We start from the raw sequence: 23689 nt of genomic DNA on the forward strand, positions 1-23689 counted from the left end.
TTTGTCATGACTATTTCCAATGATCCAATTGTCATCGTCAGCGCGGTGCGCACGCCGATGGGCGGTTTCCAGGGCGAATTGAAAAGCCTCACCGCGCCGCAACTGGGCGCCGCCGCGATCAAAGCCGCCGTCGAACGCGCCGGGGTTGCCAGCGATGCGGTGGATGAAGTGTTGTTCGGTTGCGTACTGCCCGCCGGCCTCGGTCAGGCGCCGGCACGTCAGGCTGCGCTGGGTGCCGGGCTGGATAAATCGACGCGCTGCACCACAGTCAACAAGATGTGCGGTTCGGGCATGGAAACCACGATTCTGGCCCACGACATGCTGATCGCCGGCAGCGCCGATGTGGTGATCGCCGGGGGCATGGAAAGCATGTCCAACTCACCGTATCTGCTGGATCGCGCCCGCGCCGGTTACCGTATGGGCCATGGCCGCGTGCTCGATTCGATGTTCCTCGACGGCCTCGAAGACGCCTACGACAAGGGACGTCTGATGGGCACCTTCGCCGAGGACTGCGCCGAAACCAACGGCTTCAGCCGCGAGGCCCAGGACGCTTTCGCCATCGCTTCGACCACTCGCGCGCAGCAGGCGATCAAGGACGGCAGCTTTCAGGACGAAATCGTCCCGCTGACCGTGACCGTGGGCAAAGAGCAGGTGGTCATCAGCCACGATGAGCAACCGCCGAAAGCCAAACTGGACAAGGTTGCCTCGCTGAAACCGGCGTTCCGCGAGGGCGGTACGGTGACGGCGGCAAACTCCAGCTCGATCTCCGATGGTGCCGCGGCGCTGGTGCTGATGCGTCAGTCGCAGGCGCAAACCCTGGGCTTGAAACCGCTGGCGGTGATCCACGGCCACGCGGCATTCGCCGACACGCCGGGGCTGTTCCCGACCGCGCCGATCGGGGCGATCAAGAAGCTGATCAAGAGAACGGGCTGGGCGCTGGATCAGGTTGACCTGTTCGAGGTCAACGAGGCCTTCGCCGTGGTTGGCATGGCGGCGATGACCCACCTGGAAATCCCCCACGACAAGCTCAATGTGCACGGCGGCGCCTGTGCGCTGGGCCATCCGATCGGTGCATCGGGCGCGCGGATTCTGGTGACGTTGTTGGCGGCGCTGCGGCAGAAGCAGCTCAAGCGCGGAATCGCGGCGATCTGCATTGGCGGCGGTGAAGCCACGGCGATGGCGGTGGAATGCATTTACTGACGCGCCGCGAAGCTCCATTGTGGGAGCGAGCCTGCTCGCGAAAGCGGTGTATCAGCTAAGTGAATGCTGAATATACCGACGCCTTCGCGAGCAGGCTCGCTCCCACAGGGTTCTGTGTTGTTACAAGGATTAAGGATTCACCATGATTCCCAACGAAGACCAAACCCAGATCCGCGACATGGCCCGGCAGTTCGCCGAGGAACGGCTCAAACCGTTCGCCGCCGAGTGGGATCGCGAGCACCGTTTCCCCAGAGAGGCCATCGCCGAGATGGCCGAGCTGGGCTTTTTCGGCATGCTGGTGCCGGAGCAGTGGGGCGGTTGCGAGACCGGTTACCTGGCCTACGCCATGGCGCTGGAGGAAATCGCCGCCGGTGATGGCGCCTGCTCGACGATCATGAGCGTGCACAACTCGGTGGGTTGCGTGCCGATCCTCAAGTTCGGCGATGACGACCAGCGCGAGCGCTTCCTCAAACCGCTGGCCAGCGGCGCGATGCTTGGCGCCTTCGCCCTGACCGAACCGCAGGCCGGCTCCGATGCCAGCAGCCTGAAGACCCGCGCCCGGCGCGAGGGCGATCATTACGTGCTCAATGGCTGCAAACAGTTCATCACTTCCGGGCAGAACGCCGGGGTGGTGATCGTGTTTGCGGTGACCGATCCGAGCGCCGGCAAGCGTGGCATCAGCGCCTTTATCGTCCCGACCGATTCGCCGGGCTACCGCGTGGCGCGGGTCGAAGACAAACTCGGGCAGCACGCGTCGGACACCTGTCAGATTCTTTTTGAAGACGTCAACGTGCCGCTGGCCAATCGCTTGGGCGAGGAGGGCGAAGGCTACAAAATCGCCCTCGCCAATCTTGAGGGCGGCCGCGTCGGCATCGCCGCGCAGTCGGTGGGCATGGCCCGCGCGGCCTTCGAAGCGGCGCGCGACTACGCCCGTGAGCGCGACACGTTCGGCAAGCCGATCATCGAACACCAGGCGGTCGCGTTCCGTCTGGCCGACATGGCCACGCAGATCGCCGTCGCCCGGCAAATGGTGCATTACGCCGCAGCCCTGCGTGACAGCGGCCAACCGGCACTGGTCGAGGCATCGATGGCCAAGCTGTTCGCCTCGGAGATGGCCGAGAAGGTCTGCTCGATGGCCTTGCAAACCCTAGGCGGTTACGGTTACCTCAACGACTTTCCGCTGGAACGCATCTACCGCGACGTGCGGGTCTGCCAGATCTACGAAGGCACCAGCGACATTCAGCGCATGGTCATTTCGCGCAATCTCTGACAAGGAATCTTCTTCATGACGTACGAAACCATTTTGCTCGAAACCCACGGCCGCGTTGGCCTGATCACCCTCAACCGGCCGCAGGCGCTGAACGCGCTGAATGCGCAGTTGGTCAGTGAAGTGAACCAGACGCTCGATGCGCTGGAAGCCGACGCGAACATTGGCTGCATCGTCCTCACCGGCTCGAAAAAGGCCTTTGCCGCCGGGGCGGACATCAAGGAAATGGCCGAGCTGACCTATCCGCAGATCTACATGGACGATCTGTTCAGCGACAGCGACCGCGTCGCCAACCGGCGCAAGCCGATCATTGCCGCCGTCAACGGTTTCGCCCTTGGCGGTGGCTGTGAACTGGCGTTGATGTGCGATTTCATCCTGGCCGGCGACAATGCCAGATTCGGCCAACCGGAAATCAACCTCGGCGTGCTGCCGGGCATGGGCGGCACCCAACGCCTGACCCGCGCCGTGGGCAAGGCCAAAGCCATGGAAATGTGCCTGAGCGGGCGCATGATCGATGCGGTGGAAGCCGAGCGCTGCGGCATCGTCGCGCGGATCGTGCCGAGCGATGAGTTGCTTGATGAAGCGCTGAAAGTGGCGGCGGTGATTGCCGACAAGTCACTGCCGATTGCGATGATGATCAAGGAAAGCGTGAACCGCGCCTTTGAAGTGAACCTGAGCGAAGGGGTGCGGTTTGAGCGTCGGGTGTTTCATGCCGCGTTTGCCACGCAGGATCAGAAGGAAGGCATGGCGGCGTTTATTGGCAAGCGGCCGGCAGAGTTTCAGGGTAAATAAGCGACAAAAAGCAAAAGCCCCCTCACCCTAACCCTCTCCCGGAGGGAGAGGGGACTGATCGTGGTGGATGGGAGAAAATCGCCGACCTGAAATACCGCGTCGTACGCGACTTCAAAACCAACACAGATAGGCTCCCTCTCCTAGGGGAGAGGGCTGGGGTGAGGGGAAGGGCCGCCACCATTACAACTGATAGTTCTTCAAATCCCGCGCAATCACCATCCGCTGAATCTCGCTCGAGCCTTCATAGATCTGGGTAATCCGCGCATCGCGGTAGTACTTCTCGACCGGGTAATCCTCCAGATAGCCATAGCCGCCGTGAATCTGAATCGCTGAGGAACAGACTTTCTCGGCCATTTCCGAAGCAAACAGCTTGGCCTGCGACGCTTCGGACAAACACGGTTTGCCCGCCGTACGCAGCCGCGCCGCGTGCAGGATCAGCAAGCGTGCCGCGTTGATCTGCATGTGCATGTCGGCCAGCAGGTTGGCGATGCTCTGGTGCTCGATGATCGGTTTATCGAACTGCACGCGGTCTTTGGAGTAAGCCAGCGCCGCCTCGAACGCCGCCCGCGCGATGCCCAGTGCTTGCGCGGCGATGCCGATGCGTCCGCCCTCGAGGTTGGACAGGGCGATCGCCAGGCCTTTGCCGCGTTCGCCGAGCAGGTTGGCTTCGGGAATGCTGCAATTGTTCAGCGTAACCGCGCAGGTGTCTGAGGCACGGATGCCCATCTTGTGCTCGGTTCGATCGACGATGAAGCCTGCCGTATCGGTCGGCACCAGAAACGCCGAAAGGCCTTTCTTGCCCAGCTCCGGATCAGTCACCGCAAACACGATCGCCAGTTTCGCCCGTTTGCCGTTGCTGACAAATTGCTTGGCGCCGTTGATTACCCACTGGCCGTCGCGCAGTTCGGCGCGGGTGCGCAGGTTGTGCGCTTCAGAGCCGGCCTGCGGCTCGGTCAGGCAAAAGCAGCCGATGGTCTGGCCGCTGGCCAGATCAGCCAGCCAGGTCTGCTTTTGCTCATCGCTGCCGTAATTGAGCACCGGTCCGCAGCCGACCGAGTTGTGAATGCTCATGAACGCGCCGGTCGCACCGTCGCCGGCGGAGATTTCCTCCACGGCCAGCGCATAGGCGACGTAGTCGACGTAAGTGCCGCCCCATTCTTCCGGCACCACCATGCCGAGCAGGCCGAGCTCGCCCATCTTTGCCACCAGCGCGTCGTCGATCCAGCCAGCCTTTTCCCACGCTTGTGCATGGGGCGCGATTTCGCCACGGGCAAAATCCCGGGCCATGTCGCGGATCATCACTTGTTCTTCAGTCAGTTCGAGATCGTGCATGACTCAGCTCCCGCTCTCATCAAAACCGTGGAAAAAACTCGCGACGTGCGCAGCGTCGAGCTCGGCGAGGGTTGGCGGATTCCAGCGCGGTGTCTTGTCTTTATCGATCAGCAGCGCACGCACGCCTTCGATCAGATCGCCACGGGCAAACCATTGGCGATCCAGATGCAGTTCCAGCGCAAAGCAATGTTCCAGACTCAGCTGACGGCCACGGCGGAGCATCTCCAGCGTCACGGCCATGGCCAGTGGCGAGCGGGTTTCCAGCAGATCAGCGGTGGTCAGCGCCCAATCATGGCTATTGGCGACAGTGACCTCACGCATTTGCTCGACCATGCTCGGTACATCCGGCAGGGCAAAAAAGTGATCGATGGCCGGGCGCAGGGCTTGCAGCGGCGCATCAGGCAAGGTTTGTACGGCGTGCTTGGCGAGCAGGTTCTGCAGCGCTTTTAGCGGCGTGTCCTGCCATTCCATCTGGTCGAGTCTTTCGTCAAGCAAGGCCAGTTTGCTGCTGTCCAGATACCAGTCGGCCAAGCCGCAATACAGCGCATCGGCCGCGCGAATCTGCACGCCGCTGACGCCCAGGTATATCCCCAGTTCGCCGGGGATGCGCGAGAGGAAATAACTGCCGCCGACGTCGGGGAAATAGCCGATCGCCACTTCCGGCATCGCCAGGCGGCTTTTCTCGGTGACCACACGTAAATCGGCGCCTTGCACCAGGCCCATGCCACCGCCGAGGACGAAACCGTCCATCAGCGCCAGGACCGGTTTGCGGTAGTGATGCAGGGTCAGGTCGAGGGCGTATTCCTCGACGAAGAAATCTTCATGCAGCGTGTCGCCGCTTTTGGAACTGTCGTACAGCGAACGGATGTCACCGCCGGCGCAGAAGGCTTTTTCGCCGGCACCGCGCAGAACAATCGCGTGCACGTTGGCATCGGTGGCCCAGGCATCGAGCTGCTGTTGCAGCTGACGGACCATGTCGAGGGTGATGGCGTTGAGGCCGGCGGGGCGGTTCAGGGTCAGGTGACCAATGTGGTTGCGCACTTCGGCCAGCACTTCGTTCTGCGTGGTATCCATGGACGGGGTCCGTTGGGATGAAGCCTGAGCTGTCATCTGTAACTCCCTGCTTTTATTGTCTTTATTCGAAATGCCCGCGCACGGGCAGTAGCCGATCGTAACAGTGCAAATTTGCCCTGTACAACCCGGATATGTGCAGGCGCTGTTTGCGTTTTTACCTTAGCCGAACCGCGAAAAATTACTTGGAAAAAACTTCCCCGATGCTGCGGCGCTTGGCGTACAGCTCACTGACATGCACCAGACGCTCAAGGTCTTCCGGGGTGACATCGATAAACGCCTCCATTTCCGCCAGCGCCAGTTTCAGGTCCTCGGCGGTGATGGCAAGGCTGTCGACCGGTGTTACCAGCGGCGCCGGTTCTGCCGGGCGTTTCGGGTAGCGGATGCGGGTCAGGTTGTTGTAGGCGAGGGCGCTGGCGAGCATGCACACCGCGCCGAGCATGACCGGTCCCATGGCGTTCCAGTCCATGGCAATGGTCGCAGGGTCGGCCAATACCAGTGTCAGCGCGAGGGCACCGGCCGGTGGATGCAGGCAACGCAGCCAGCACATCAGAATCAGCGCCATGCCCGCCGCCAGGCAGGCACTGCCAAGGGTGCGGCCGAGGACATGCGCGACCAGCAGCGCAACGACACCGGCACACAGGTAACCGCCGAGAATCGACCAAGGCTGGGCGAGGGCGCCCGAGGACACAGCGAACAGCAGCACTGCCGATGCGCCGAGCGGGCCGATCAGGTGATAGGCAACGTCATGGCCGAAAACCTGTGCGCACATCCAGACACTGAACAACGTCCCCAGCGCCATGCCGATGGCGGCACGGCTCCATTCGGTGGGACGGGTGTTGATAGCGGCGGGCAACCAGCGAGCGAGCATGTGAATCCGATCCTTTGCAGCAAATTCGGGACAAAAAAAAGGACTTGTCCGGCATACCCGGAAAGCCCTCGAAGCGTTCCAACATTGGGGGAGGAACGTGCACAGTGTGCCGGGCAAAGTCGATGCTGACAAATTCATATTAATGCAGATTTAGTGCATTAATTTTGAATTGAAGCGGCTCGGCGCCCCTGCGGTTGGGCGATCCTGTGTTTTTTAGCGCTGGTTTATTTTGGGTACATATCCGTTGCTGCGGTCACGGCCACTCAGGGTTCCGCCCTTACGGCGGGTCACCTTTTTCAAACGCCAAAAAGGTAACCCAAAACGCTTTGCTCCTACGTACGGCCCTCGCAGGCTCGGGTCCCTTCGCTGCGGGATCGATCCGGGCGCAGCGGCTACGGTTTGCTTCGCTGCACCTACTTCCGCTGTGTACGACTGCGTCGTACGGTCGCTGCGCTCCCACGCCCGGATCGATCCCTCCACTCAGCCTTCCGATGTCGCCGGTGGATCAAGATCAAAAGCACTCGAGCTAACGCTCATTGTTGAGTGGTTAGAAGCGGGTGGTTGGCTTGGGATTGGTGGTGGATTCGCCCCTCACCCCAGCCCTCTCCCCGAGGAGAGGGAGCCGATCTGCTTTGCTTTGAAATCGCGTACGACTCGGTATCGCACGTCGGCGTGCCTCTAACATCCACCACGATCAGTTCCCTCTCCCTCCGGGAGAGGGCTAGGGTGAGGGGCTTTTGATTTTTGAAAATCGCGTACGACTCGGTATCGCACGTCGGCGTACCTCTGGCATCCGCCTCGGTCAGTCCCCTCTCCCTCCGGGAGAGGGCTAGGGTGAGGGTTGGCTTTGTCTGTCTGGAATGAGCCTGAAAAGACTGCGCATAAACAGGACGGCTCACGCCACATCCGACGCACGCGGCCATTGTTGCAGCGGGATCGGCAGTTGCCGTGACGCTCCGCGGCCCATGGCGAAGTAATGGAAGCCGTTGCGGGCCAGGCGTTCGGGGTCGTAGAGGTTGCGGCCGTCGAAGATCACCGGGCTGTTGAGGCGTTGTTTGATCAGGTCGAAGTCCGGGGCTTTGAAGGGTTGCCATTCGGTGCAGATGATCAGGGCGTCGGCGCCGGGGAGGACTGATTCGGGGGTACCCATCAGTAGCAGTTTCGCTTCGTCGGGGTAGAGGTTCTGGGTTTGCTGCATGGCTTCGGGGTCGAAGGCGCGGACGCTGGCGCCGGCTGCCCACAACGCTTCGAGCAGGACCCGGCTCGGCGCGTCGCGCATGTCGTCGGTGTTGGGTTTGAACGCCAGGCCCCACAGAGCGAAGGTCTTGCCGCGCAAGTCGCCTTGGTAGAAGGCGTTGATGCGCTCGAACAGCTTGTGCTTCTGGCGCTGGTTGATCGCTTCGACCGCTTGCAGCAAGTCGCTGGAGCAGTGCGCTTGTTCGGCGCTGTGGATCAGCGCGCGCATGTCCTTGGGAAAGCACGAGCCGCCATAGCCGCAGCCCGGATAGATGAAGTGATAGCCGATGCGCGAGTCTGCGCCGATGCCCTGGCGCACCGCTTCGATGTCGGCGCCCAGATGTTCGGCGAGTTCGGCAATCTGGTTGATGAAGCTGATCTTGGTCGCGAGCATGCAGTTGGCGGCGTATTTGGTCAGTTCGGCGCTGCGCAGGTCCATGAACAGGATGCGGTCATGGTTGCGGTTGAACGGCGCATACAGATCGCGCATCACATCGCGCACTTCGTTGCCTTCGCAGCCGATGATGATTCGGTCCGGGCGGCGGCAATCGGCAACGGCCGAGCCTTCCTTGAGGAATTCCGGGTTGGAGACGATATCGAACTGCAGCAGCCGGCCCACCCTGATCAGGGCTTTCTCGATGTGCGCGCGCAAGGTGTCGCCGGTGCCCACTGGCACTGTGGACTTCTCCACCACGATCAACGGTTGCTCGCGGTGCAGGGCAATCGCATCGCCTACCGAGAGCACGTAACGCAAGTCCGCCGAGCCATCTTCACGCGAAGGTGTGCCCACCGCGATGAAAGCCACCCGACCGTGCTGCACGGCGAGTTTTTCATCAGTGGTGAAGTGCAGGCGTTTGGCGTCCAGGCCCTCGCGCACCAGGTTCGCCAGCCCCGGCTCAAAGATGCTGACGTGGCCTTGGCGCAACTGCTCGATTTTGTTCTGATCGACGTCCATGCATATGACCTCATGGCCCACCTCGGCCAATACCGCCGCTTGCACCAGACCCACGTAACCGCTGCCAAAGACCGTGATTTTCATAGGACACTCCTGAGCCGGACGGGTGTTCATGACGTAAGGTCAGGATAGGCAAGGGCATGTTTCAATTTGCCTACTGTTTGTGGAACGTGACTTCCCGGGCGCGGATAGGCCGGCGACGCTGATGGCCCTTCACTCGGCGCAGGCTCAATGCCAGCACCCGGTTGTCTGAAAAGCACCGAAATTCAAAAGGTTGGGCGGCCGGCAAGGGAATGCCTGATTGACTTTCACGCGGTCGGGCGGCAGGTTGTAGGCCTTTTTTTGGGGCAGCCCGGCACTTGCCCGTTTTTGTCATCGTGTCGTTTTGTTGAACTGTTTTTTTACCAAGGCCGTTTCGTTTGATTGACTTGTCGAGTACTGAATCCACCGCGTCCACCACTAATCCACTGACGCTTTACCTGACGCGCCTGGCGCCTTCCAGCCAGCTGACCATGCGCTACGTCTTGCAGGACGCGGCCGATCGCCTCGGCTTCGAGGACGTGGACATCGAAGACATTCCATGGCACGGCCTGCAACCGGAAGACGTCGTGGCGCTGGTCGCGGCGTTGCGCGAAGACGGCTACGCGCCGAACACTTCTTCGCTGTACGTGAACGCTGTGCGCGGGGTGATGAACGAAGCCTGGCGCATGAGCCTGATCAGTCAGGATCATCTGTTGAAGATGCGTTCGGTGAAGGCGATCGCCGGCACGCGCCTGTCCCAGGGGCGCAACCTCAAGCGCACGCTGATCCACGAATTGATGGAAGTCTGCGCCGCTGATCCACGTCCGCAAGGGCTGCGCGACGCCGCCGTCATCGCGCTGCTGTATGGCACCGGCATGCGCAAATCGGAGTCGGTGGATCTGGACCTGAACCAGGTCGACTTCAGCGAGCGCAGCCTGACCGTCACCGGCAAAGGCAATAAACAACTGATCAAGTACGCGCCGACCTGGGCGTTCGCCAAACTCAATGCCTGGCTGGAACTGCGCCGCTCGCAACTCAAGGAAGGCGAGAGCGATGATGCATTTCTGTTCAACCGGATCCGCCGCGGCAACCACATCACCCGCGAGCGCATCACCAAGCATGCGATCTACTACATCGCCCGTCAGCGTGGCACGCAGGTCGGGGTGAAGATCATGCCGCACGATTTCCGTCGTTCATTCATCACGCGGGTTATCGAAGAACACGACCTGTCGATCGCGCAGAAACTGGCGCATCACAGCAACATCCAGACCACCGCCAACTACGACGTGCGCGATGACAACGAGCGGCGGCGGGCGGTGGATCGTTTCGATCTGTGAGCCGAGTCAGTTCGAGGCCGGGCAACCGCGCGAATTGCTGGCGGCCTGAGTGATCTGCGCGGCCAGACGTTTGACGTTATTCTGCTGCGCGGTCACCAGTTCCTCGATGCTCGGCCCCGACGGCGTTTGCAGTATCGAGCGACAGGTCAGCAGTTCGGCATCCGGATCGCCCATCGCACGTAGCCGCCATTTCACGTCCATCAACGCGTATTGGCCGGGAATCGAGTCGAAGCGCTGCACTTCGACGCGCACAGACGCGCGTTGCTGGCCCGCGCCACTACTCAACTGATCGAGCAAGGCGCTGCGTAGCTCATCGATCAGGCTGGCGCCCCACCAATCGGTTTCGAGAATCGCCAGGCCGCTGTTGCCTTCGCGGATGACGATTTGCGGCCGATCGACCTGTGGCGGCACGCTGATGCTCTCGATGGCAATTTCCGCACCACTGCGCCCGGCGCCTTGATGCACCGGGGTCAGCGTATGAAAGCTGATCGGGTCGCTGCGGCAGGCGCCCAGCAACATGAAAGCAGCGAGCACGGTGATCTTCAGCGGTAAAGCCATGAGTTAGCTCCTGTGCTCAATTGCGTGGCGGTCCTTTGAGGTCCAGCGGAGCGGCATTGTCGGGCCGCCCGCGGATCAGCGATTCCGGATGCCGGCCAAGGTAATCCGACAGCTCACGCAGGGAGCGCGACATGCGTCCGAGTTCGTCGAGGGTCTGCCCCAGTTGTTCGCGTTGCGGCGAATCTTCGGCAAGGGTCGAATTGGCCGACTGCAAGGTCTTGCTCACGTCGGCAAGGGTGCTTTGCACGCTCGGCAAGGTCTTGGCGTTGAACTGGCTCAGGCCTTTGCGCAGCTCGACCAGATTGCTGTCGAGGTTGCTGGCGATGCGTTCCACCGGCAATGCGTTGATCTTGTTGACCATCGCTTCGAGTTTTTCCTGCAACTGCTCGAGACTGCCAGGGACGCTCGGGATGCTGATCGGCCGGGCCGTCGGATCGAAGGCGACTTTCGGCGCTTTCGGGTAGAAATCCAGCGAGATGTACAGCTGCCCGGTGAGCAGGTTGCCGTTGCGCGCCTGCGCGCGCAGGCCGTTTTCGATGAACGTGCCGATCAGCCGCGCACCGGTGGCTTCGTCGTTTTCGTCGCCCTTGTAGGTCTTGAGGATTTTCGCGTGGGCCCGACCCAGTCGTTGCGGATAAATAACGATGCCAACGTTCACCGGAAAGGTTCGCTTGACCTCGTCAAAGTCCAGATTGACGCCGACTACGCGGCCGATTTCAACGCCCAGGAATTCCACCGGTGCGTCGACCTTGAGCCCGCGCAGGGCCTGATCGAAACGCAGGGTCAGGTATTGCGCCTTGCCATTGGGTGGGGCGAGGGCAGTGGTCTGATCGGCGAACAGCTCGAAATCCTTGTCTTCAGCGGCGGTGGTGTCATTGGGGCTGTAATCCGGCGCGCGGAAGGCGATGCCACCGACCAGCAGGGTCGACAGCGATTCGGTTTTCACCGCAAAGCCGTTTGCTCCGACATTCACGTCAATGCCGCTGGCGTTCCAGAACCGCGTGTTCTCGGTGACGTAGGCGTCGTTGGGTGAGTTGATGAACACTTCGATGTTGACGCCTTTGCCATCGGCATCCAGCGCATACGACACCACTTGGCCGACGGGAATCTTGCGGTAGTAGACCGGCGAGCCAATGTCCAGTGATCCGAGGTCCGGCGCGTGCAGGGTGAAGCGTTTGCCCGGCTCGCCGTAGGTGATCGGCGGCGGGTTTTCCAGACCGGTGAAGTGCTTGGCGCGGTTGTTCGCCTGACCGATGTCGGCGCCAATGTAGTCACCGGAGAGCAGGGTGTCGATCCCGGACACACCGCCGGCGCCGATGCGCGGGCGCACCACCCAGAATTGCGAGTCTTCGCGGGTAAAGCTTTCGGCCTGTTTGGCGAGTTTGATCGTGGCGTTGACGTTTTTGTGATCGTCAGCCAGTTCAACATCCGAGACATGCCCGATGACCACGTTGCGGTAGCGCACTTCGGTCTTGTTGGCGGTAAGGCCGTCACCGGTCTTGAAGGTGACAGTGATGGTCGGGCCTTCCTGGAGGATGTTGTGCACCACCAGCGAGATGCCCACAAGGACGGCCACAATGGGCACGATCCATACCAGGGAAACGCCGAAACGGCGGGTCTTGATCGGGGCCTGACCGGGTGCTCGTGGTTCGTCGCTGGCTGACGACTTCATCCATGTCCTCCTCAATTCAATGGGCACTGAGCGTCAGGAACGCAAAGCACTTCATCAATATAGAAGTGCCTTGCGATAGAGCAAACCGAAATAGCCAATTCCCCCCAGCCCCTGTGATGAACACATAACCCAGGCAACCCCCGATTCCCTGTGGGAGCGCGCCTGCTCGCGATAGCGGTCTGTCAGCCACAAACCTCTCAACAGATCCACCGCCATCGCCAGCAGGGTTTCAGCCCACCATTTCCCGCAGCCGATACCAGAACATCCCCAATGCCAGCAGCGGCGAGCGCAGCGCCGGGCCGCCGGGGAAGGTCATGTGCGGCACGCGGCTGAACACGTCGAGGCCTTGGCTGTGTCCGGCGTGGATCGCCTCGCCGAGCAGTTTCGCGCACCAGTGAGTGACGTTGAGGCCGTGCCCGGAATAACCCTGCGCATAAAACACGTTCGGCTGTTGCTGGAGGCGGCCGACCTGCGGGAAGCGATTGGCAGTGATGCCGATCTTGCCGCCCCATTGATAATCGATGCGCACATCAGCCAATTGCGGGAAAACCTTGAGCAGCTTCGGTCGCATATACGCGGCGATATCCACCGGATCGCGCCCGGAATAGTGACAGGCGCCGCCAAACAGCAAACGCCGGTCGGCGGAGAGCCGGTAGTAATCGAGGCCGACTTTCTGGTCGCACAGCGCCAGGTTCTGCGGGATCAGCTGTGCAGCACGTGCGGCGGACAACGGCTCGGTGGCGATGATGTAACTGCCTGCCGGCAGCACCTTGCCGCTGAGCTGCTGTTCCAGCTCATCGAGATGCGCATTGCAGCCGAGCACCAGACTGCCGGCGCGCACCGTGCCGCCCGCGCAGCGCACCTGCACGGTTGGGCCATGGACGATTTCCAGCACAGGGCTCTGCTCGAAAACCCGCACACCTAGCGCTGCCGCCAGACGAGCCTCGCCTTGCACCAGATCAAGCGGATGCAGATGCCCGGAACCCATATCGACCAAGCCACCGGCATAACCTTCGGCGTTGACCACTTGCTGACGAATCTGCACAGGGCCGACCAGACGGGTTTCATGGGCATAGCCGAGTTTGTCGAGTTCAGCCTGTTCCGCCTCAAACGCAGCAAACTGCGCGCGGGTATTGGCCAGTTCACAGAAGCCCCAGCGCAAATCGCAGTCGATCTGATGATCAACGATACGCTGGCGCACCAGATCCACCGAATCGACGCCCGCGCGTTGCAAATACGTCACGCCTTCCTCACCGACGTGTTTAGCGAAACCCGAAACGTCATGGCCGATTCCGCGAATCAACTGACCGCCATTACGCCCGCTGGCGCCCCAGCCGATTCGCCGCGCCTCGAGCAGAATCACCGAAAGCCCGCGCTGTGCCAGTTCGATCGCGGTGTTGACCCCGGTGAAGCCGCCGCCGATTACGCAGACATCAGCGCTCAGATCTTCTTCGAGAATCGGGTAATCGATACCCGCTCGCGCCGATGCGGCGTAATAGGAGCGCGCGTGTTCCTGGCTGTACTGATTCATTTGTTCGACTTCACTTTGCTCCACGAACGTGTCATCAGCCGCATGATCGCCTGCGGTGGCGTCGAGGAAATGTAGAGCTTGTCGAGCACCGCTTGCGGCGGATAAACCTCGGGGTTGTTGACCAGTTCCTGGTCCATGAACGGCTTGGCGGCCGGGTTCGGGTTGGCGTAACCGACCGCGGCGCTGACCTTGGCGATCACCTGCGGATCGAGCAGGTAATTGATGAACGCGTGGGCTTGCTTGGCGTTACTGGCGTCGGCCGGGATCGCGAGCAGGTCAAACCACAGGTTTGAGCCTTCCTTGGGAATGGCATAAGCGATGTTCACGCCGTTGTTGGCTTCCTTGGCGCGGTTGGCCGCCTGGAACACATCGCCGGAATAACCGAACGCCACGCAGATATCGCCGTTGGCCAGATCGGAAACGTACTTCGAGGAATGGAAATAGGTGATGTACGGGCGAATGCTCAGCAGCTTGGCTTCAGCCTTTTTGTAGTCTTCGGGGTTTTCGCTGCGCGGGTCCATGCCCATGTAGTTGAGCACGGCGGGGAACACCTCGTCGGCGGAATCCATCATTGACACCCCGCAGGCGCTGAGTTTCTTCAGGTTTTCCGGCTCGAACAGCACGGCCCACGAGTCGATGTGGTCGATACCCAGCACTTGCTTGACCTTGTCGACGTTGTAGCCGATGCCATTGGTGCCCCACAGGTATGGCACTGAATGCGCGTTGCCCGGATCGTTTTTCTCCAGCAGTTCGAGCAGTTTCGGATCGAGATTTTTCCAGTTTGGCAGTTGCGAGCGATCGAGCTTGAGGAAAGCGCCGGCCTTCACCTGGCGTGCGAGGAAGTGGTTGGACGGCACCACCACGTCGTAGCCGGTGCGTCCGGCGAGCAGCTTGCCTTCGAGGGTTTCGTTGGAATCGAACACGTCGTAGATGACTTTGATCCCGGTTTGGCTCTGGAAGTCGGCGAGGGTGGTTTCGCCGATGTAGTCGGTCCAGTTGTAGACGCTGACCTGCGGTTGGGCTTGCGCCACGGCGCTGAACACAACGCTCAGTGCAACCGGGAGTACGGATTTCAACAGACGCATATCGACACCTCTTCAAATTGTTGGATTTCTTGGGCGTTACACGATTCATGTGGGAGCGAGGCTGCTGGCGATAGCGGTAGGGCAGGCGACATTGATGTTGGATGTGCCGACGCCATCGCGAGCAAGCTCGCTCCCACAGGGTTTTGGGGAGTAGCGGGTTGTGCCGACGCCATCGCGAGCAGGCTCGCTCCTACAAGGGTTGTGCAGGTGTGAGTCAGACGCTCAGCAGGAGGAACTCGCGCTCCCACGAGCTGATCACGCGCTTGAAGTTTTCGTGTTCGGCGCGTTTCACCGCGACGTAGCCGCGCACGAACTTGATGCCCAGGTACTCGGCGACGGTGGTGCATTCTTCCATCTGGGTCAGCGCTTCTTCGATAGTGATCGGCAGGCGCAGGTTGCGTCGCTCGTAAGCCCGGCCTTCAACTGCCGCGCTCGGTTGAATCTTCTCGACCATGCCCAGGTATCCACAGAGCAGGCTCGCGGCAATCGCCAGATACGGGTTGGCATCGGCGCCGGGCAGGCGGTTTTCCACGCGCATCGATTCCGGGCCCGAGGTCGGCACGCGCAGGCCTACGGTGCGGTTCTCTTCACCCCATTCAACGTTGACCGGCGCCGACGTGTCGGGCAGGAAGCGGCGGAACGAGTTCACGTTGGGCGCGAACATTGGCAGCACTTTAGGGATGTACTTCTGCAAACCACCGATGTGCTGGCGGAACAGCTCGCTCATGCTGCCGTCGGCGTTGGCGAAAATCGGCTGGCCGGTGGCGATATCGACCACGCTCTGGTGCAGGTGCATGGCGCTGCCGGGCTCATCGCCGATCGGTTTGGCCATGAACGTCGCGGTGACGTTGTGCTTGAGCGCCGCTTCGCGCAGGGTGCGTTTGAACACGGTGATCTGGTCGGCGAGGTCCAGCGCGTCGCCGTGGCGGAAGTTGATTTCCATCTGCGCCGGGCCGTCTTCGTGGATCAGCGTGTCGAGGTCCAGACCTTGCAGTTCGCACCAGTCGTAGACGTCTTCGAACAGCGGGTCGAATTCGTTGGCGGCATCGATGGAAAACGACTGCCGGCCGCTTTCTGCCCGACCGGAGCGGCCCAGCGGTGCCTTCAGTGGCAAGTCCGGGTCTTCGCAGCGCTGAGTCAGGTAGAACTCCATTTCCGGCGCGACAATCGGCTTCCAGCCTTTGTCGGTGTACAGCTGCAGGACTTTCTTCAGCACGTTGCGCGGCGACAGTTCGATCGGATTGCCGAACTTGTCGAAGGTGTCATGTATGACGATAGCGGTCGGCTCGATTGCCCACGGGATCACATACACAGCGTCGGACACCGGCTTGCAGACCATGTCGATGTCGGCAGGGTCGAGCAGATCGTAATAGATGTCGTCGTCGACAAAATCCCCGGTTACCGTTTGCAGCAGCACACTTTCCGGCAGGCGCATGCCGCGCTCATGCAGGAACTTGTTGGTCGGTGCGATCTTGCCGCGGGCGATGCCGGTCAGGTCGCTGACCACGCATTCGACTTCGGTAATCTTGTGATCTTTCAGCCACGTGAACAGCTGATCGAAGGGGGCATTCATAGAGACCTCGTTATTGGTTTTGTAGACGCCGGGGAGGGCGGGTTTCATCTTCCGCCCCTTCCCCTGTGGCGCGTTGGCGTCTATCTTGGGCGCGGCTGGTGAATCCATCTATCCACTTTAAGCAGCACCCAAGCGCACCAAAAGAGTGCGCAAGGTCACCTCATGACAACGTGCAATCCGCTTCAGGTTCAAGCCTTCAACACCGCCGATGTGGCCGAGCAAGTGCGCGCCACACCGGGCTGGGTCCAGCATTACCAACAGATGTCGCCGGGGCATTTCGCCGGGCAGATCCGCTATCTCGATCTGCAGGGTGTCGAGGTTTACGAAGAGCAGATGAATACCCGGGTCGAGCAGAATTTCAGCGCGCCGTCCGGTGCTCTGGCCTTTTGTTTTGATCGCAGCGACAACGCGCTCTACCTGCTCAACGAAGAGAGCCGCAACATCTGGATCACCCCGGAGAATTACCAGGAAATTGCCGTGGTGTTCGGCCCGGCATTCGTTCGTGAGCATGGGCTGGACGTGGCGAAATTCGACGGGCTGTTCATGGCGCCGCTCACCTGCGGGCAGAACGCCTTGTTCAGCCGCTGGTTAAGCTCGACTCTCACGAAGTTGTCGCAAGCCGTTGATATGCAAAGCAAAGAGGCGCTGACTCAACAGCTTCTGGAAGACTGTCTGTTCATTCTCGACAACGCACAGGCGCGCCTCGATCGCAGCGGCCTGCAACGGCGCGGCGAAGAACGGATGATCATGAAACGCGTGGGGGAGTGGGCGGCGGATTCGCCGGAAGATGCGCTCAATCTGCTCGAGCTGGCGCAGGTGGCGGGGGTGTCGCTGCGGCAATTGCAACAGGCCTTCAAGGCCTACACGGGGATGACGCCAAGCCACTGGTTGCGCTTGCGTCGGTTGAACAGCGCGCACCGCGAACTGCTCAGGCGCCGGCCGACGGAAACCACCGTGGCCGAGGTGGCGATGCACTGGTCGTTCTGGCATCTGGGGCGGTTTTCCAGCAGCTATCGGGCGCTGTTCAAAGAGCTGCCGAGCGAGACGCTCAAGCGCGGCTGACGCTGGGTGGGCTAGTCAGCCCTGACCAGTTTGAAGGAAATCGACAGAGACTTTTTTATCGATTGCGCCATGGGTTTCTCGATCTGATCGTGAATCAGCCACGACACACCGATCATGAACGCCACCGTGCCCCAGAGCAGCAGGTGCGGATCAATCGCCGGATAGGCGATGTTGAAGATCATGAAACCGATCATCTGATGCAGCAGGTACAGCGGATAAGTCAGCACGCCCAGCGCTGTCCAGTTCCAGCGTTGCAGAGCGGACATGCGGTTGGTCGCGATCAACAGGAAAATCACGAAGAACAGCACCACCACGGCGCAAATGATCAACGGGTCGTAGTCGGTGGCATATTTGCTCTCGATCGATGCAGCCCACACCACCGCCGTGAAAATCGCCAGCGCCAGTGCTCCCGCCAGCAGCACAATCCGCAGCGGTGTGAAGCCCTTGGCCCAGGCCAGATAAAACGTGGCCCCGGCGATGAACCACGCGGCGTAATCGGTGATCAGCATCGAGCGCAGCTTTTCGAATTGCAGGCCCTCGGCGACGGCAGAGATCAGCAACCAGACCAGCATGCAAGGCTCGATCCGGTCGATTTTCTTCAAGGCCATCAGCACGGAAATCATCAAGTAGAACTTGATCTCCACAAACAGCGACCAGTACACGCCGTCGATGGGCTCGACATTCAGCATCTCGCTGAGAAACGCCATGTTGACCACGTATTGATAAAAATCAGCGCTGAACCGTGGCTGGCCAACGGCGAGGATGACCAGAAAGGTGATCGTGCAGCACACCCAGAAGGCCGGGCAAAGGCGCACCACACGGGAAATGAAAAACACTTTGAGGTTGTTGCTGGAGGCGGTCATCAGGATCACGAAGCCGCTGATCATGAAAAACAGCTCGACGCCCAGATAGCCGTACTTGGCCGGCTCAGCCAGCAGCGGGTAGGGCATCGCCGACATATCGCCCTTGGCATAGCCGCGAAACGCATAGTGAAAGAACACCACGGCAAGGGCCGCCAGAAAACGCAGTAAATCCAGTTCCTTGAGCCGTCGATTGTTCATGTAGATGCGCTCCGGACTGATCAGCGCTGATCAAAAACTGACGGCTCTGTCGAACAAGGTTCGACCCAAGGCGCAAGCTGAAACAGCAGTGGCGGCTCATGGCGTGCTCCCGGCCTGGGACAGCGATGAACGGCGTTGCCACATCTTGATGTAGTCGACTTCGAACGTTGAGGGGAGGTCGGCATCGTCAACAACACCAAACCATGACCACATGGCCTCGCTGTCGAAGACGATTTCCATCGGGAAGAAGAAGTGTTTGTTGCGCGATTCGCGCACCAGCACGCCATCGACATACCAGCGCAACGTGTCGGGCTGCCAGTCGAAGCCGTAGACGTGAAAGTCGTCCGCCAGCCGCCATGGGCTGACCCAGATGCTGCCATCGGCGATGTGCTCGGTGCTTTGCGGTGTGGCCCAGAGGTGGGCGTTCATGTGGTACGAGCGGTCCAGTTTGCCGTCCTTGGTCTTGCCGGCGATTTCGAAAATGTCGATTTCGGTGGCATTGTCGGCCATGCCCGTCCAGGCCAGCCAGAAGGCGCTGGAGCCGGCGGAATTCATCGGTTTCGCCCGCGCTTCGTAATAGCCGAACAAGCCCTTCTCAAGGGTGCGGACCATCGCGGAGGTGTAGTCCTTGAAACCGAGTTTCACGTACTTTTCCGGCAGGGTTTCCTTGCGAAAGACAATGTTCAGGTTACCATTGCTGACGCTGGCATTTTTCTCTGTATACAGCGCCGGTTTGCGGCCGAGCGATTCGTTGCCGACGCCGTGGTTGACGTGCCAGCGTGTGCGGTCGAGGGTGCTGCCGTTGAACTCGTCGGACAGCTTGTCGTTAAGTACCCACTGACTGCTGTTGGCCTGATCGGACAGCGGCAGATTGCTGTTCGTCCGATTCGGTACAGCGCCGAGCGGACCGACCCGGGTCCAGGTATCAGCGATCGGCGGAACCGCCACGGTCCAGCGGTCTGCGAGGTACTGAAAGGCTTGCTGGCGGTCGGCGAGCGAGGCAAACGCACGGTCATAGACCAGCACTTCGGCGATGTCGCCGCGAAAGTTATCCGCCGTGCCAACGGCGTTGCGGCCGATGCCAAACGGGCCGATCGGCACGTCGTAAAGCTCCAGCACCGAAACGTTGGTCGCATACGCTGCAGCATCGCGCAGGCTGATGGCGAAATTCGGCAGGACGTTGTCGTTGTTGGCGGTTTGCGGGCGTGAGCTGAACAAGCGTTGCCAGGCATCGGCCCCGGCTTGTTCTGCCGTGCGCCGCGACACCACCAATACCGTCACCGGACCTTTGGCGCTGCGGATGGCCTTGCCGAGCAAACCCGAGACGCCGTTGAAGCGCACGACGGCACGACCGTTCACTGCGTCCGGCAACCACTGTGGCGCCGCGCCGGGATTGTCGGCGCTGGCATCATGGCCACTGGCGGACTTGTCCTTCCAGCGCAGCACGCGGTTCTGCTCATCGAGCTGCACGCTTTGCGCATCAGCCGCGTCCAGCCACAGCACCAGCCCGGCGGTGGGAACACCGGGCGGCGCTGGCGCGGCGTTGCCGGCCAGGGCAAACCCCAGCAACCAGAGAAACAACACGCCATGAAGTTTCATCGGGCCACACTCAACGCCGGGATCTTGAACGAAGACTGATAGCCCTGCGGATTGCACGACTGCCAGCGCCAGGCATCGACGATCATCTGTTGCAGATCGCGTTGCGCGGTCCAGCCCAATTCCCGCCCGGCCTTGCCGGGGTCGGCAAAGCACTTGGCGATGTCACCTTCGCGACGCGGGGCAAAGCGATAGGGAATGGCGATGCCGGTGATGTCTTCGAAACTCTGAATGATCTGCAGCACGCTGTAACCGACGCCGGTGCCGAGGTTCCACACATCGACGCCGCTGGTTTGCTGCAACTTGAGCAGGGCCTTGAGGTGACCAATAGCAAGATCGACGACATGGATGTAGTCGCGCACGCAGGTGCCATCGAGGGTCGGATAATCGCTGCCGAACACCGTCAGCTCAGGTATCCGGCCAATGGCGACCTGGGTCAGGCAAGGCAACAGGTTGTTCGGCCGGCCGCTGGGATCTTCGCCGATCATCCCGCTTTCGTGGGCACCGATCGGATTGAAATAGCGCAGCAAGGCGATGCTCCAGCGTGGATCGGAGTGGCACAGGTCGGTCAGCAGCTCCTCGATCATCAGTTTGCTGCGGCCGTAAGGGTTGACCGGTTTGCCGGTGCCGAAATCTTCTGAGATCGGTGTGCTCGCCGGATCGCCATACACCGTAGCCGAAGAGCTGAAGACCAGTTTGAACACCTCGTTGCGCGCCATCGCCCGGCACAGTTCCAGCGTGCCGGCCACGTTGTTGGCGTAGTAGTCCAGCGGGTTGCTCACGCTTTCGGCAACGGATTTGAGGCTGGCGAAATGCACCACGGCGTCGATGTCGTAGCGGCCGAAGATGTTGTCGAGCAAATGCGCATCGCGAATATCGCCCCGGATGAAATCCACCCGGCTCAGGGTCAACTGCTCCAGACGCTTGATGCACTCGCGACTGCTGTTGCACAGGTTGTCGAGAACCAGCACGTGACGTCCGGCATTGATCAGGGCCAAAGCGGTGTGCGAGCCGATGTAACCGGCGCCGCCAGTAATCAACGTAGTTTTACGCATGGATGGGCCTTCCTGTTTTTCGTGGACTGAATTCAGCGAGCGGTGAACACCGATTTGAATTCCTGCGGCCAGCGCGGGTGCAGGACGCTATACGCCACGGCATAGCTCAGGGCGCCAAGCGAGATGTCGCACACCAGGTGCAGGTAGCCTTGAACGGACAGGTGCGGCGACACCGACAACACGGTTGTGACCATCACCAGCGAGGCCAGCACGCTGCGGTAATTGGAGTCGAAGAAGCGGCGCCAGTCGTAGCCGACGGCGGTGTTGAGCCCGCGAATCTGCAGCGGCGTGATCAGCAGCATGCGCACCAGCAGTGCCACCGCGGCGGCCATGCCGCCATAGGTACTGCCGAAGACGTACACCAGCAGCAGCGCCAGCAGCGTAGTCAGCACTTCGGCCTTGATCGTGAGATGGCTGCGGTTGACCGCGACCAGCGCGGTGGTCGCGTACATCGCCATGTTGCCGACGGCCGCCGTACACGCCAGCACTTGCAGCAGAGGAATCGCCTCGGCCCATTTGGCGCCGAAGATCAACAGAATCAGGTCGCTGGCCGTGAGGGCGATGCCGAGGAACAGCGGCGTCAACAGAAAACTGCTGACCACAGTCGAGTCGCCGATGATCCCGAGCAGGCGCAGCGGTTCGGCGCTGCGTCGGGAAAACGCTGGCAGCGCATAGCTCAGCAGGCCGTTGTAGATCGCCGTTCGCGGCAGGTCGATGATGCGCATCGCCATGTTGAACATGCCGACCGCATTCGCCCCGGCCGTCATCCCCAGCACCACGTTGACGCCGCGTTGCAGGGTCTGTGAACTGAGTGCGTTGATCGCCACCGGCGTGCCGGCCTTGATCAGCTCGCGCAAGAACGGACCGTCGATATAAAAAGCGATGCGCCGCGGGTCTGCGCGCATCAGCACGATGATCGAGACGAATTCCATGATCAGTGCCTGAGCGACCACCGCCCAGGCGCCGAGTCCCCAGAGCGCCACCGCGATACCGGCGAAACCGCCGACGATCTTGCCCAGCAAGGTGCGCGAGGCGAGCGCCTTGAAGTTGCCGCTGCGGCGCATTTGCGCCACATAGACCCGCGCCATCATGGTGAACAGGATTTTCACCGAGGCCAGCGCGGTCATCCAGCGCAGCACTGGATCGGTCGTATACAACAGCACCGCCAGCGAGATCAGCACAATCGACGCCAGGCTGACCAGCACCGCCGCCCAGAACGCCGTCGAGATGTGTTTGTCTTCCAGACGTTCCAGGCGTACCAGCGGGTCTTCCAGCACCGAGGAGTAGATCAGCCCGACCAGCTCGACAATGGCGATGATGATCGTGCCCACACCCAGCTCGGCCGGTGACAACAGGCGCGCATAGGCGACGAAGGTGATCATCGACAGCAGGATCAGGCCGAATTTTTCCGTGAAGATCCAGCCGAGGGTGACGAGGCGGTGATTGGCCATGGCGGTTACCGGATCATTGAGCGGCGGTTGATGCCGGTGCCTTGAACCCGCTGCGGGCGAGGGCGTAGAGACAGCGCAAGGTCGGTTTGCCGTGATCGAAGATCAGCGTCTGCCAGGAGTATTCGAACATCCGCCGGTACACATCGAGCACCTCGGCATGATCGCCACGCCGGGAAAAGGTATTGAGAAAATCAGTGTGATTGCCCAGCACGAAATCGATGTGTTGCTGCTTGCTCAACTGCGCGCCATAGCGTTCGAGATACACGTCGATGAACTTCATCTTGTTCTGGTAGTGCTTTTTCGGTTGCGCGGTCATGTTGCCGTCGTTGACCGTGCGTTCGAGCAGCACTTGCGGCACCGTGTGGATTTCCCAGTGCTCGGCGATGCGCGTCCACATGAAGCGGTCTTCGCAGTAACGCAGGCCGGCATCGAAGCCGCCGAGTTGCAACATCACGTCGCGTTTGACCAGCGCGGCAGACACGCCATTGAGCACGTTGGCGTGGACGAAGTCGTAGAAGTGCATGCCGCTCTTGCGCACGGCGTCCAGTTGGCGCTTGCCGTTGCTGTAATTGACCTGCGTGTAGCAATCGATCAGCCCGACCGGGCGGCCTTGTTGTTCGAGTTCGGCATACAGCGCCAGTTGCAGCTCCAGCTTTTGCGGGCGCCACTGGTCATCGGCATCGAGCATCGCCACGAAGGTTTCCTGGCTGTGGTGCAAACCGGTATTGCGCGCACTGGCCTGGCCGGCGTTGGCCTGCTGCAACAGGGTCAGGCGAAACGGCGCGGCGAAGTCCCGGACCCGTTGCGGCCCGTCATCGGTGGAACCATCGTCGATGACGATGACGTGATCGGGCAGGCGGGTCTGCTCGGCCAGCGAGGTCAGCGTTTGCTCGATGCTGTCGGCGCCGTTGTACATCGGGATCAGAACGCAAACGGTATACGGGGCTTGGTTTGGCACGGCGG

19 protein-coding genes are annotated in these 23689 nt (G+C 61.0%); 5 read left to right on the plus strand and 14 right to left on the minus strand.

Annotated elements, in window-relative coordinates:
• The first annotated feature begins 6 nt into the window (after positions 1-6).
• The 3 genes from V6F91_RS05800 (at position 7) to V6F91_RS05810 (ending at position 3259) form a co-directional block, all read left to right on the plus strand.
• Positions 7-1200, plus strand: a complete 1194-nt coding sequence (locus V6F91_RS05800; RefSeq protein ID WP_332762983.1) for an acetyl-CoA C-acyltransferase — start codon at positions 7-9, stop codon at positions 1198-1200.
• 142 nt (positions 1201-1342) lie between these two features.
• The gene (locus tag V6F91_RS05805; protein WP_332762984.1) at positions 1343-2470 is read left to right on the plus strand and encodes an acyl-CoA dehydrogenase; all 1128 of its coding nucleotides are present in this window, start codon (positions 1343-1345) and stop codon (positions 2468-2470) included.
• Positions 2471-2485: 15 nt separating this feature from the next.
• A complete protein-coding gene (locus tag V6F91_RS05810) occupies positions 2486-3259 on the plus strand; it encodes an enoyl-CoA hydratase (protein ID WP_332762985.1) in 774 nt (257 codons plus the stop codon).
• A gap of 180 nt (positions 3260-3439) precedes the next feature.
• On the opposite strand, the gene V6F91_RS05815 is transcribed toward V6F91_RS05810, so the two are convergent.
• The 4 genes from V6F91_RS05815 to V6F91_RS05830 form a co-directional block, all read right to left on the minus strand.
• Entirely contained in the window at positions 3440-4591 is a 1152-nt protein-coding gene (locus tag V6F91_RS05815) for an acyl-CoA dehydrogenase family protein (RefSeq protein ID WP_332762986.1), read from the minus strand.
• A 3-nt stretch (positions 4592-4594) separates the two neighbouring features.
• A complete protein-coding gene (locus V6F91_RS05820) occupies positions 4595-5701 on the minus strand; it encodes an enoyl-CoA hydratase/isomerase family protein (protein ID WP_332762987.1) in 1107 nt (368 codons plus the stop codon).
• A 142-nt stretch (positions 5702-5843) separates the two neighbouring features.
• Positions 5844-6533 carry an HPP family protein gene (locus tag V6F91_RS05825; protein ID WP_332762988.1) on the minus strand — a complete coding sequence of 230 codons (690 nt, stop codon included), beginning with the start codon at positions 6531-6533 and terminating at the stop codon, positions 5844-5846.
• Positions 6534-7428: 895 nt separating this feature from the next.
• Complete coding sequence (locus V6F91_RS05830; protein WP_332762989.1) at positions 7429-8808, minus strand: UDP-glucose/GDP-mannose dehydrogenase family protein; 1380 nt, start codon at positions 8806-8808, stop codon at positions 7429-7431.
• A gap of 428 nt (positions 8809-9236) precedes the next feature.
• Here V6F91_RS05830 and V6F91_RS05835 point away from each other — a divergent pair, with 428 nt between their 5' ends.
• The gene (locus V6F91_RS05835) at positions 9237-10082 is read left to right on the plus strand and encodes a site-specific integrase (RefSeq protein ID WP_231990226.1); all 846 of its coding nucleotides are present in this window, start codon (positions 9237-9239) and stop codon (positions 10080-10082) included.
• 6 nt (positions 10083-10088) lie between these two features.
• On the opposite strand, the gene V6F91_RS05840 is transcribed toward V6F91_RS05835, so the two are convergent.
• From V6F91_RS05840 to V6F91_RS05860, 5 genes are all read right to left on the minus strand, one after another.
• Positions 10089-10640, minus strand: coding sequence for a PqiC family protein (locus V6F91_RS05840; RefSeq protein WP_332762990.1), 552 nt, complete (start codon positions 10638-10640; stop codon positions 10089-10091).
• A gap of 16 nt (positions 10641-10656) precedes the next feature.
• Entirely contained in the window at positions 10657-12312 is a 1656-nt protein-coding gene (locus tag V6F91_RS05845; RefSeq protein WP_332762991.1) for an intermembrane transport protein PqiB, read from the minus strand.
• Between the two features lie 229 nt (positions 12313-12541).
• Positions 12542-13843, minus strand: a complete 1302-nt coding sequence (locus tag V6F91_RS05850) for an FAD-binding oxidoreductase (RefSeq protein WP_332762992.1) — start codon at positions 13841-13843, stop codon at positions 12542-12544.
• Positions 13840-14928 (minus strand): polyamine ABC transporter substrate-binding protein, encoded by a 1089-nt coding sequence (locus V6F91_RS05855; RefSeq protein WP_332762993.1) that lies wholly within the window; start codon positions 14926-14928, stop codon positions 13840-13842. The genes V6F91_RS05850 and V6F91_RS05855 overlap by 4 nt, the downstream gene beginning before the upstream one ends.
• Before the next feature lie 214 nt (positions 14929-15142).
• Positions 15143-16501 carry a glutamine synthetase family protein gene (locus V6F91_RS05860; RefSeq protein WP_332762994.1) on the minus strand — a complete coding sequence of 453 codons (1359 nt, stop codon included), beginning with the start codon at positions 16499-16501 and terminating at the stop codon, positions 15143-15145.
• A gap of 162 nt (positions 16502-16663) precedes the next feature.
• Between V6F91_RS05860 and V6F91_RS05865 the strand changes: the two genes are divergently transcribed.
• Positions 16664-17563, plus strand: coding sequence for a helix-turn-helix domain-containing protein (locus tag V6F91_RS05865; protein ID WP_332762995.1), 900 nt, complete (start codon positions 16664-16666; stop codon positions 17561-17563).
• 11 nt (positions 17564-17574) lie between these two features.
• On the opposite strand, the gene V6F91_RS05870 is transcribed toward V6F91_RS05865, so the two are convergent.
• The 5 genes from V6F91_RS05870 to V6F91_RS05890 form a co-directional block, all read right to left on the minus strand.
• Entirely contained in the window at positions 17575-18624 is a 1050-nt protein-coding gene (locus V6F91_RS05870) for an acyltransferase (RefSeq protein WP_332762996.1), read from the minus strand.
• Between the two features lie 96 nt (positions 18625-18720).
• The gene (locus tag V6F91_RS05875) at positions 18721-20223 is read right to left on the minus strand and encodes a family 16 glycosylhydrolase (protein WP_332762997.1); all 1503 of its coding nucleotides are present in this window, start codon (positions 20221-20223) and stop codon (positions 18721-18723) included.
• Positions 20220-21275, minus strand: coding sequence for a UDP-glucose 4-epimerase GalE (gene galE, locus V6F91_RS05880; protein WP_332762998.1), 1056 nt, complete (start codon positions 21273-21275; stop codon positions 20220-20222). The genes V6F91_RS05875 and galE overlap by 4 nt, the downstream gene beginning before the upstream one ends.
• Positions 21276-21307: 32 nt before the next feature.
• Positions 21308-22726, minus strand: a complete 1419-nt coding sequence (locus V6F91_RS05885; protein WP_332762999.1) for an oligosaccharide flippase family protein — start codon at positions 22724-22726, stop codon at positions 21308-21310.
• Between the two features lie 13 nt (positions 22727-22739).
• Positions 22740-23684, minus strand: coding sequence for a glycosyltransferase family A protein (locus V6F91_RS05890; protein ID WP_332763000.1), 945 nt, complete (start codon positions 23682-23684; stop codon positions 22740-22742).
• Between the last annotated feature and the right edge of the window lie 5 nt (positions 23685-23689).

This window comes from Pseudomonas koreensis (assembly GCF_036668835.1).
Lineage (GTDB): Bacteria > Pseudomonadota > Gammaproteobacteria > Pseudomonadales > Pseudomonadaceae > Aquipseudomonas > Aquipseudomonas koreensis_I.

Excerpts from the sequence above, each read along its gene's own strand:
- V6F91_RS05800 (WP_332762983.1), top strand. The coding sequence starts at position 7 with ATGACTATTTCCAATGATCCAATTGTCATCGTCAGCGCGGTGCGCACG.
- V6F91_RS05805 (WP_332762984.1), top strand. The coding sequence starts at position 1,343 with ATGATTCCCAACGAAGACCAAACCCAGATCCGCGACATGGCCCGGCAG.
- V6F91_RS05810 (WP_332762985.1), top strand. The coding sequence starts at position 2,486 with ATGACGTACGAAACCATTTTGCTCGAAACCCACGGCCGCGTTGGCCTG.
- V6F91_RS05815 (WP_332762986.1), bottom strand. The coding sequence starts at position 4,591 with ATGCACGATCTCGAACTGACTGAAGAACAAGTGATGATCCGCGACATG.
- V6F91_RS05820 (WP_332762987.1), bottom strand. The coding sequence starts at position 5,701 with ATGACAGCTCAGGCTTCATCCCAACGGACCCCGTCCATGGATACCACG.
- V6F91_RS05825 (WP_332762988.1), bottom strand. The coding sequence starts at position 6,533 with ATGCTCGCTCGCTGGTTGCCCGCCGCTATCAACACCCGTCCCACCGAA.
- V6F91_RS05830 (WP_332762989.1), bottom strand. The coding sequence starts at position 8,808 with ATGAAAATCACGGTCTTTGGCAGCGGTTACGTGGGTCTGGTGCAAGCG.
- V6F91_RS05835 (WP_231990226.1), top strand. The coding sequence starts at position 9,237 with ATGCGCTACGTCTTGCAGGACGCGGCCGATCGCCTCGGCTTCGAGGAC.
- V6F91_RS05840 (WP_332762990.1), bottom strand. The coding sequence starts at position 10,640 with ATGGCTTTACCGCTGAAGATCACCGTGCTCGCTGCTTTCATGTTGCTG.
- V6F91_RS05845 (WP_332762991.1), bottom strand. The coding sequence starts at position 12,312 with ATGAAGTCGTCAGCCAGCGACGAACCACGAGCACCCGGTCAGGCCCCG.
- V6F91_RS05850 (WP_332762992.1), bottom strand. The coding sequence starts at position 13,843 with ATGAATCAGTACAGCCAGGAACACGCGCGCTCCTATTACGCCGCATCG.
- V6F91_RS05855 (WP_332762993.1), bottom strand. The coding sequence starts at position 14,928 with ATGCGTCTGTTGAAATCCGTACTCCCGGTTGCACTGAGCGTTGTGTTC.
- V6F91_RS05860 (WP_332762994.1), bottom strand. The coding sequence starts at position 16,501 with ATGAATGCCCCCTTCGATCAGCTGTTCACGTGGCTGAAAGATCACAAG.
- V6F91_RS05865 (WP_332762995.1), top strand. The coding sequence starts at position 16,664 with ATGACAACGTGCAATCCGCTTCAGGTTCAAGCCTTCAACACCGCCGAT.
- V6F91_RS05870 (WP_332762996.1), bottom strand. The coding sequence starts at position 18,624 with ATGAACAATCGACGGCTCAAGGAACTGGATTTACTGCGTTTTCTGGCG.
- V6F91_RS05875 (WP_332762997.1), bottom strand. The coding sequence starts at position 20,223 with ATGAAACTTCATGGCGTGTTGTTTCTCTGGTTGCTGGGGTTTGCCCTG.
- galE (WP_332762998.1), bottom strand. The coding sequence starts at position 21,275 with ATGCGTAAAACTACGTTGATTACTGGCGGCGCCGGTTACATCGGCTCG.
- V6F91_RS05885 (WP_332762999.1), bottom strand. The coding sequence starts at position 22,726 with ATGGCCAATCACCGCCTCGTCACCCTCGGCTGGATCTTCACGGAAAAA.